Here is a 6,654-nt window from a genome sequence, read left to right as displayed (position 1 = left end):
CCGGCGCGGAGGCGCTGCGGCGGCTCGCGCCCGGGGTGCTGCGCGCCCTCGGCTCCGCGCCCGCGCTCGCCGAACGGGGGCGGCGCGCCGTCACGGACGTCTTCGGCACGCTCGTGCGGCGCTACTCCTTCGGCAGGGGCGCCGAGACCGACCCTGCCCTCGCCCGTTTCGCGACCCGCATGATCGAGGCGACCCCGATGGAGGTCGTCGCCGCCTTCTGGCCCGCCTTCGCCGCCCACGACAAGACGGCGGCGCTCCCGCTCCTGAGCGGCCGGCCCGCCTTCGTCCTCGCGGGCACGGACGACCTCATCACCCCGGCGGCCCACAGCCGCACCCTGGCGGCCGCCCTCCCCGAAGCGGCCCTCACCCTCGTCGAAGGCGCGGGCCACCTGGTCCTCCTGGAACGCCCGGACGAGGTCGCCGCGGCGCTGGCGGGACTGCTGGAGGCGGTGGAGGAGCGGTGAAGGCGGAGGCCCTGAGGAAGGGCGGGCGAGGCTAGCCGGGACGGGCCGTGGACGTACGGGACCGACCCGGGCCGGGGCCCGGAGACACCCCGCCCCCGCCCCCGCCGGAGCCCGCACCGTCCGGCCGGCCCTCCGGCGCCTATTACCGTGCCCTTCATGGAACCGCTGAACACCGCTCTCGTTCTGCCCGCCTTCTCCGTCGCCGGGCCCGAGGAGACCACCGCGCTCGGGCGGCGGCTCGCCGCCGTGCTGCGGCCCGGCGACCTCGTGCTGCTCAGCGGCGAACTCGGCGCGGGCAAGACGACGCTGACGCGCGGGCTCGGGGAAGGGCTCGGGGTACGGGGCGCCGTCACCTCGCCGACCTTCGTCATCGCCCGCGTCCACCCGCCGCTCGGCGACGGCCCCGCGCTCGTCCACGTCGACGCCTACCGGCTCGGCGGCGGGCTCGACGCGATGGAGGACCTCGATCTCGACGTCTCGCTCACCGACTCCGTCGTGGTCGTCGAATGGGGTGAGGGCAAGGTCGAGGAATTGACGGAGGACCGCCTGCTCATCCGCATCGACCGGGCCACCGGCGGGACGGCGACCGCGCTCGACCCGGCGGCGGCCGCCGCCGACGACGCCGATCCCCGGCTCGTGACGATCACCGCGTACGGGGCCCGCTGGCAGGACGACCCGGCGGCGGGCGCCGCGCTCCTGAGCCTGCGCGAGGGCTGAGGGTTTTCCGACACGGTGTCGGCATGATGTTGCGTCCCGCGCCGCCCCCGTGGTCACATGGAGGCCAAGACTTGGTTAGGGCTACCTAACCACGCCTGACGTCAGGAGGCAGCCATGCCGACCACCGCACCCAGCGCGGAAGCCCCCCGTACCCAGCCCGCCGCCCTGCCCTCGATGCGGGCACTGCTGGAGTCCTGCGCCGCGGCGACCGCCGTCTCGACCCCACCGGCCCCCGCGGCGCGGGGCGGCGAGAGCGAGGCGCGCGGCGAGGAGCACGCGGGAGAGCGCGAGGGGTGACCTCGCACGCGGCCGTACGTGGACGACGGGCCCTCCCCGCCGACCGCCCTGCCTGACCCGCCGACCGCCCTGCTCGACCCGCCGGCCGCCCTACTTGACGACGACCACCGCAGAGCCCAGGTTCGCGAAGTCCCACATCGCGTCCGCGTCCTTGAGGGACTCGCGGACGCCGCCCGTGCGGGAGCCCGGGTCCGGTGGCGGCGTCGAGCCGTCCGCAGCCGCGCTGAAGCCGATCGCGACGCCCCCGGTGACCGCGAAGCGCACCACCTTGACGATGCGGACCCCGTCCGAGCCGAGGACGCCTTCCGCACGCGACGTCACCGCGTAGGTGCCGGGCGCCGGGTCGACGGTGCTCGGCGTGACCTCGAAGGTCCTGCTCGCCTTGCCGCTCTCGTCCACGAGCCACACCCGCTTCGCGCCGAGCGCGTACACGACCCGCTTGCCCGTGCCGGAGCCCGCGGGGACCGCCGCCGCGGCCTCCTCGCCGCCGTCGCCCTTCTTGCCGTGGCCCCCGGAGCCGTGCGCGCCGGCGCTGGGGGAGGGGGAGGCGCTGGGGGAGTGGGGGGCCTTCGCGAGGTGGTCGGGGGCGCTGGCGTTCGCCTGGAAGGTGAGGAAACCGATTCCGGCCAGGGCCGCCGCTGTCAGCCCGGCCACGATCCCGGAGCTCCTGCCTGCCACTGTGCCGCCTCCTGTGCGTCAGCCCGTCCACCGGGCCCCGAACGGTGACGGTAGCAGCCGGGGCGCCATCAAGCCTCTCCGGCGATTGAGGAGCGGGGTGTGGGGCGGAGCCCCGCAAATCTCCCGCCCGCCGTAGGCTGTCGGCGTGCTTCTGCTCGCTCTCGACACCGCAACGCCCGCCGTCACCGCCGCCCTGCACGACGGGGAACGGGTCCTCGCCTCCGACAGCCGGGTCGACGCCCGGCGCCACGGCGAACTCCTCCTCCCGGCCGTGGACCGCGTCCTCGCCGTCGCCGGGGTGAAGCTCCGCGACGTCACCGCCGTCGTCGTCGGCACCGGACCGGGCCCGTACACCGGGCTCCGCGTCGGCCTCGCGACCGCCGACACCTTCGGCCTCGCCCTCGACGTCCCCGTCCACGGCCTGTGCACGCTCGACGGACTCGCCTCCGCCACTCGGCGTACGCCCGAGGACGGGCCCTTCCTCGTCGCGACGGACGCGCGCCGCAAGGAGGTCTACTGGCGGCGGTACGCGGACGCCACGACGCCCCTCGGCGAACCCGCCGTCGACCGGCCCGGTGAGATCGCCGCGCAGGTCAGCGGCGTCCCCGCGTACGGCGCCGGGGCGCACCTCTACCCCGACGCCTTCGACGGCGCCGTGCCGGAGGGCCCCGGCAGCCCCGTCCACGCCGACGCCGGAGCCCTCGCCGCGCTCGCCGCGCACCGCCTCGCCGCCGGCGAGGAGCTCGGCGCCCCGCGCCCCCTCTACCTGCGCCGCCCCGACGCCCAGGTGCCCAAGAACTACAAGGTGGTCACGCCGCGGTGAGCGCCGCCGAGCCCGCGACCGCCACCGGGGTCCCCCGGCTGCGCGAGATGCGCTGGTGGGACATCGACGCCGTCCTCGTACTCGAACGCACCCTCTTCCCCGACGACGCCTGGTCGCGCGGCATGTTCTGGTCCGAACTCGCGCACGCGCGCGGCCCCGGCGCGACCCGCCACTACGTCGTCGCCGAGGACGCCGAGGGCACCCTGCTCGGCTACGCGGGCCTCGCCGCCTCCGGCGATCTCGCCGACGTGCAGACCATCGCCGTCTCGGAGGCGGCCTGGGGCCACGGCCTCGGCTCCCGGCTCCTCACCGACCTCCTCGGCGCCGCGACCGCCTTCGAGTGCGCCGAGGTCATGCTGGAGGTGCGCGTCGACAACCTCCGCGCCCAGCGCCTCTACGAGCGGTACGGCTTCCAGCCGATCGGCGTCCGCCGCGGGTACTACCAGCCCGGCAACGTCGACGCCCTCGTGATGCGCCTCACCGACCCCGCGAACCCGGTCGCCCCCACCCCCCGTACCTCAGAAAGCGAACCTCCCGGCCATGGCTGACGCCCCCCTCGTCCTCGGTATCGAGACCTCCTGCGACGAGACCGGAGTCGGCATCGTGCACGGCACGACGCTGCTCGCCGACGCGGTCGCGTCGAGCGTCGGCGAACACGCGCGCTTCGGCGGCGTCGTCCCCGAGATCGCCTCGCGCGCCCACCTGGAGGCGATGGTCCCGACCATCCGCCGCGCCCTGAAGGAGGCCGGGGTCGGCGCGAAGGACCTCGACGGCATCTCGGTGACGGCGGGCCCCGGGCTCGCGGGCGCGCTCCTCGTCGGCGTCTCGGCGGCGAAGGCGTACGCGTACGCGCTCGGCAAGCCGCTCTACGGCGTCAACCACCTCGCCTCGCACATCTGCGTCGACCAGCTCGAACACGGCCCGCTCCCCGAGCCGACCATGGCGCTCCTCGTCAGCGGCGGGCACTCCTCGCTCCTCCTCTCGACGGACATCACCTCCGACGTCCGGCCGCTCGGGCAGACCATCGACGACGCGGCGGGCGAGGCGTTCGACAAGATCGCGCGCGTCCTGAACCTCGGCTTCCCCGGCGGTCCCGTCATCGACCGCTACGCGCGCGAGGGCGACGCGGAGGCGATCGCGTTCCCGCGCGGGCTCACCGGGCCGCGTGACGCCGCCTACGACTTCTCCTTCTCCGGCCTGAAGACGGCCGTGGCCCGCTGGATCGAGGCCAAGCGCAGGGCGGGCGAGGAGGTGCCGGTACGGGACGTCGCCGCGTCCTTCCAGGAGGCGGTCGTCGACGTGCTCACCCGCAAGGCGGTCCGGGCCTGCAAGGACGAGGGCGTCGACCACCTGATGATCGGCGGCGGCGTCGCCGCGAACTCCCGGCTGCGCGCCCTCGCGCAGGAGCGGTGCGAGCGGGCGGGCATCCGGCTGCGCGTGCCGCGCCCCAAGCTGTGCACGGACAACGGCGCGATGGTCGCCGCGCTGGGCGCCGAGATGGTCGCCCGCGACCGGGCCGCCTCCGACTGGGAACTGTCGGCCGACTCCTCGCTCCCCGTGACGGAACCGCACGTGCCGGGCCACGACCGCGGCGACTCGGACACGGACGGCGGGCACGCTCACGGGCACGGGCACCACGGACACGACCACGTGCACGAGGTGTCCAAGGAGAACCTGTACAAGTGAGCGTCACGACGCTGATGTGGGAGGCTCGCGCCCGCGAGGGCCGCGGCCCCGACCTCCTCGCCTGGACCCGCGCCCAGCCCCTCCCCGCCACCCCCCTGCGCCGCGAGACCTTCACGGCCCCCCAGGACCGCGTCCTCGTCCTGACGTGGTGGGAGGGCGAGCCGGATGCCGATTACCCCGAACTGGACGAACCACCTGAGGAGTTGGTGACGCGGGCGGTGCACAGGTGGCGGTTCGCGTCGGTGGAAGTGGACGGTCACCCGAAGGGCTGAAACAGAGGGCGAACGGCTCGTTACGCCGGCACCGTGGCTCCAGGATGCTCCCCATGGGAGAAGCCATGACCGCCGGTGCCTCGGACACACCTCTGATCCTGCGACGTCTCGAAGACGCGGCGGAGCGGGGAACGGCGGAGGAAGCGCGTGAGGCCGCGAGCGGGATCGGGAAGCTCCTGGACGAGGCGTTGGCCGCAGTGCGGGGGCACGCCTTGAGCGACCGCCGGTGCTGGGAGTACGACCCGGGCCACGTCGCCGATGGCCTGCCGCCGAGGGACGTGCACGAGGCGGAACGCCTCGCGGATGTCGGCGCACTGTGACGGGCACGTTCCCGCCCGCGGAGAGGAAGTGCGCGCACCGCGCCGACATGCCCGTCGAGGACTTCGAGGAACTGGCGGCCAGCGCCCCCGAAACCGTGTGGCTCGAATTCCTGGACGGGGAGCTGCGGGTGAAACCGCCTTCGGACGGGGTGCACGGCGAGTTGCTGCGCGAGGTGACGCAGCTGTTCCTGGGCCTGGCCCCTGACCTGTGGCTGTACCCGTGGCGGGGGCTGCGGCTGGGGGACAGCCGCCTGCGCCCGGACGGGACGCTCGCCCCGCGGCGGCACTTCAGGGGAGCGGGCGAGTGGGGCGCCCCGGCGGGAGCGCTCCTGACCCTCGACGCCGTCGCCGTACCCTCGCCGGCCCGCGTCCGCGCGTACGCCGCCGCCCGCGTCCCCCTGCACCTCCTCGTCGAGCGCGAGCGCCGCACGCTCACCGTCTGCGCGGAGCCGCACGGCGACGGCTACCGCAGTGTCACCACCCGCCCGTTCGGTGTCCCCGCCGAGCTGCCCGCGCCGCTCGGGCTCCGTCTGGACACCGCCACCCTGGCCGCCCTCACACCCCCCGCCCCACCAGCATCACCGGCGCCCCCAGCGCCCGTGTCATGAAGACCACCGCCTCGTTCGGGCCCTTCGGTTTCACCTGGCGGCGCAGTTCTTCCGGTTCCATCGCCGAGCCCCGCTTCTTGACCGTCAGCGTGCCGACGCCGCGCTCCCGCAGAAGGGACTTCAGGCGCTTCACGCCGAAGGGGAGGACGTCGGTGATCTCGTAGGGGCGCGCGTACGGGGTCGGGGTCAGGGTGTCCGACGTGAGGTAGGCGAGCGTGTCGTCGATCAGGGTGGCGTCCAGGTCGCGGGCGACCTCGGCGACCAGGTGGGCGCGGATCACGGCCGCGTCCGGCTCGTAGAGGTAGCGGGCGACGGGCGCCGCCGGGGGGTTCGGGAGCCCGGCGCCGCGCAGCCGGTGCGGGCCGGGGAGCAGGGTCGCCGTCGTCCCCCTCCCCGTCCCGAACCACAGCACCGCCTCCTTCAGCTCGCCGCCGTCCGAGACCCACTCGCCCGCCGCGTCGGCGGGGATCGCCTCGTGCGGCACGCCCGGCGCGACCTTCAGAGCGCCGAGCCGCCCGCTCCGCGCCGCGCCGATCGCCCAGCTCAGCGGCGGCGAGTACGCCTCCGGGTCGAAGATCCGGCCCCGGCCGCCGCGCCGCGCCGGGTCGGCGAAGACCGTGTCGCAGTCGCCCGTGTCGACCTCCGTGACGTCCGCGCACTCCACGTCGATCAGCTCCGCGAGACCCAGCGCCTCCGCGTTCGCCCGCGCGACGGCCGCCGTCAGCGGATCGCGGTCCACGGCCCGCACCGCGATGCCCGCGCGCGCGAGCGCGAGCGCGTCGCCGCCGA

At 75.2% G+C, this 6,654-nt stretch carries 11 protein-coding genes; 9 read left to right on the top strand and 2 right to left on the bottom strand.

All coding sequences use genetic code 11. The features are described 5' to 3' along the window. The 3 genes from G3I42_RS22165 to G3I42_RS22155 form a co-directional block, all read left to right on the top strand. The coding region (locus tag G3I42_RS22165; protein ID WP_164288563.1) for an alpha/beta fold hydrolase at window positions 1–464 on the top strand (464 nt) is incomplete at its 5' end. 156 nt (window positions 465–620) lie between these two features. Beyond that, on the top strand, window positions 621–1,181 hold the full coding sequence (gene tsaE, locus G3I42_RS22160; RefSeq protein ID WP_164288561.1) for a tRNA (adenosine(37)-N6)-threonylcarbamoyltransferase complex ATPase subunit type 1 TsaE: 561 nt from the start codon (window positions 621–623) through the stop codon (window positions 1,179–1,181). A gap of 114 nt (window positions 1,182–1,295) precedes the next feature. Next, window positions 1,296–1,478, top strand: a complete 183-nt coding sequence (locus G3I42_RS22155; protein ID WP_164288553.1) for a hypothetical protein — start codon at window positions 1,296–1,298, stop codon at window positions 1,476–1,478. Window positions 1,479–1,568: 90 nt separating this feature from the next. Here the strand turns inward: G3I42_RS22155 and G3I42_RS22150 are convergent, their stop codons facing one another. Then, entirely contained in the window at window positions 1,569–2,156 is a 588-nt protein-coding gene (locus G3I42_RS22150) for a hypothetical protein (protein ID WP_343244623.1), read from the bottom strand. Between the two features lie 145 nt (window positions 2,157–2,301). On the opposite strand from G3I42_RS22150, the gene tsaB reads away from it, so the two are divergent. From tsaB to G3I42_RS22120, 6 genes are read left to right on the top strand one after another with little or no spacing between them, the layout of a single operon-like run. Continuing rightward, window positions 2,302–2,979 carry a tRNA (adenosine(37)-N6)-threonylcarbamoyltransferase complex dimerization subunit type 1 TsaB gene (gene tsaB / locus G3I42_RS22145; protein ID WP_164288551.1) on the top strand — a complete coding sequence of 226 codons (678 nt, stop codon included), beginning with the start codon at window positions 2,302–2,304 and terminating at the stop codon, window positions 2,977–2,979. Between the two features lie 47 nt (window positions 2,980–3,026). Continuing rightward, complete coding sequence (gene rimI / locus G3I42_RS22140; RefSeq protein WP_203607152.1) at window positions 3,027–3,527, top strand: ribosomal protein S18-alanine N-acetyltransferase; 501 nt, start codon at window positions 3,027–3,029, stop codon at window positions 3,525–3,527. Continuing rightward, complete coding sequence (gene tsaD / locus G3I42_RS22135) at window positions 3,520–4,665, top strand: tRNA (adenosine(37)-N6)-threonylcarbamoyltransferase complex transferase subunit TsaD (protein ID WP_164288547.1); 1,146 nt, start codon at window positions 3,520–3,522, stop codon at window positions 4,663–4,665. The genes rimI and tsaD overlap by 8 nt, the downstream gene beginning before the upstream one ends. A 14-nt stretch (window positions 4,666–4,679) precedes the next feature. After that, complete coding sequence (locus tag G3I42_RS22130; protein WP_203607151.1) at window positions 4,680–4,937, top strand: hypothetical protein; 258 nt, start codon at window positions 4,680–4,682, stop codon at window positions 4,935–4,937. A gap of 53 nt (window positions 4,938–4,990) precedes the next feature. Continuing rightward, window positions 4,991–5,257: a hypothetical protein gene (locus G3I42_RS22125; RefSeq protein WP_164288537.1), complete on the top strand. Its 267-nt coding sequence runs from the start codon at window positions 4,991–4,993 to the stop codon at window positions 5,255–5,257. Window positions 5,258–5,304: 47 nt separating this feature from the next. Further along, window positions 5,305–5,865: a Uma2 family endonuclease gene (locus tag G3I42_RS22120; protein ID WP_164288535.1), complete on the top strand. Its 561-nt coding sequence runs from the start codon at window positions 5,305–5,307 to the stop codon at window positions 5,863–5,865. On the opposite strand, the gene G3I42_RS22115 is transcribed toward G3I42_RS22120, so the two are convergent. Then, a partial coding sequence (locus G3I42_RS22115; protein WP_164288533.1) for an SAM-dependent methyltransferase occupies window positions 5,813–6,654 on the bottom strand: 842 nt, incomplete at its 5' end. The two genes, G3I42_RS22120 and G3I42_RS22115, sit on opposite strands and share 53 nt — an antisense overlap.

The organism is Streptomyces sp. SID11385, assembly GCF_010548245.1.
Taxonomy (GTDB): Bacteria; Actinomycetota; Actinomycetes; order Streptomycetales; family Streptomycetaceae; genus Streptomyces.
The sequence above is the reverse complement of the archived record's forward strand: the minus strand, read 5'-3'. Positions and strand labels throughout refer to the sequence as shown.

What these genes read in the sequence shown, in the direction of transcription:
- G3I42_RS22120 (WP_164288535.1), top strand. Translation starts at nt 5,305, where the DNA reads ATGCCCGTCGAGGACTTCGAGGAACTGGCGGCCAGCGCCCCCGAAACC.
- G3I42_RS22130 (WP_203607151.1), top strand. Translation starts at nt 4,680, where the DNA reads ATGTGGGAGGCTCGCGCCCGCGAGGGCCGCGGCCCCGACCTCCTCGCC.
- rimI (WP_203607152.1), top strand. Translation starts at nt 3,027, where the DNA reads ATGCGCTGGTGGGACATCGACGCCGTCCTCGTACTCGAACGCACCCTC.
- tsaE (WP_164288561.1), top strand. Translation starts at nt 621, where the DNA reads ATGGAACCGCTGAACACCGCTCTCGTTCTGCCCGCCTTCTCCGTCGCC.
- tsaD (WP_164288547.1), top strand. Translation starts at nt 3,520, where the DNA reads ATGGCTGACGCCCCCCTCGTCCTCGGTATCGAGACCTCCTGCGACGAG.
- G3I42_RS22155 (WP_164288553.1), top strand. Translation starts at nt 1,296, where the DNA reads ATGCCGACCACCGCACCCAGCGCGGAAGCCCCCCGTACCCAGCCCGCC.
- G3I42_RS22125 (WP_164288537.1), top strand. Translation starts at nt 4,991, where the DNA reads ATGGGAGAAGCCATGACCGCCGGTGCCTCGGACACACCTCTGATCCTG.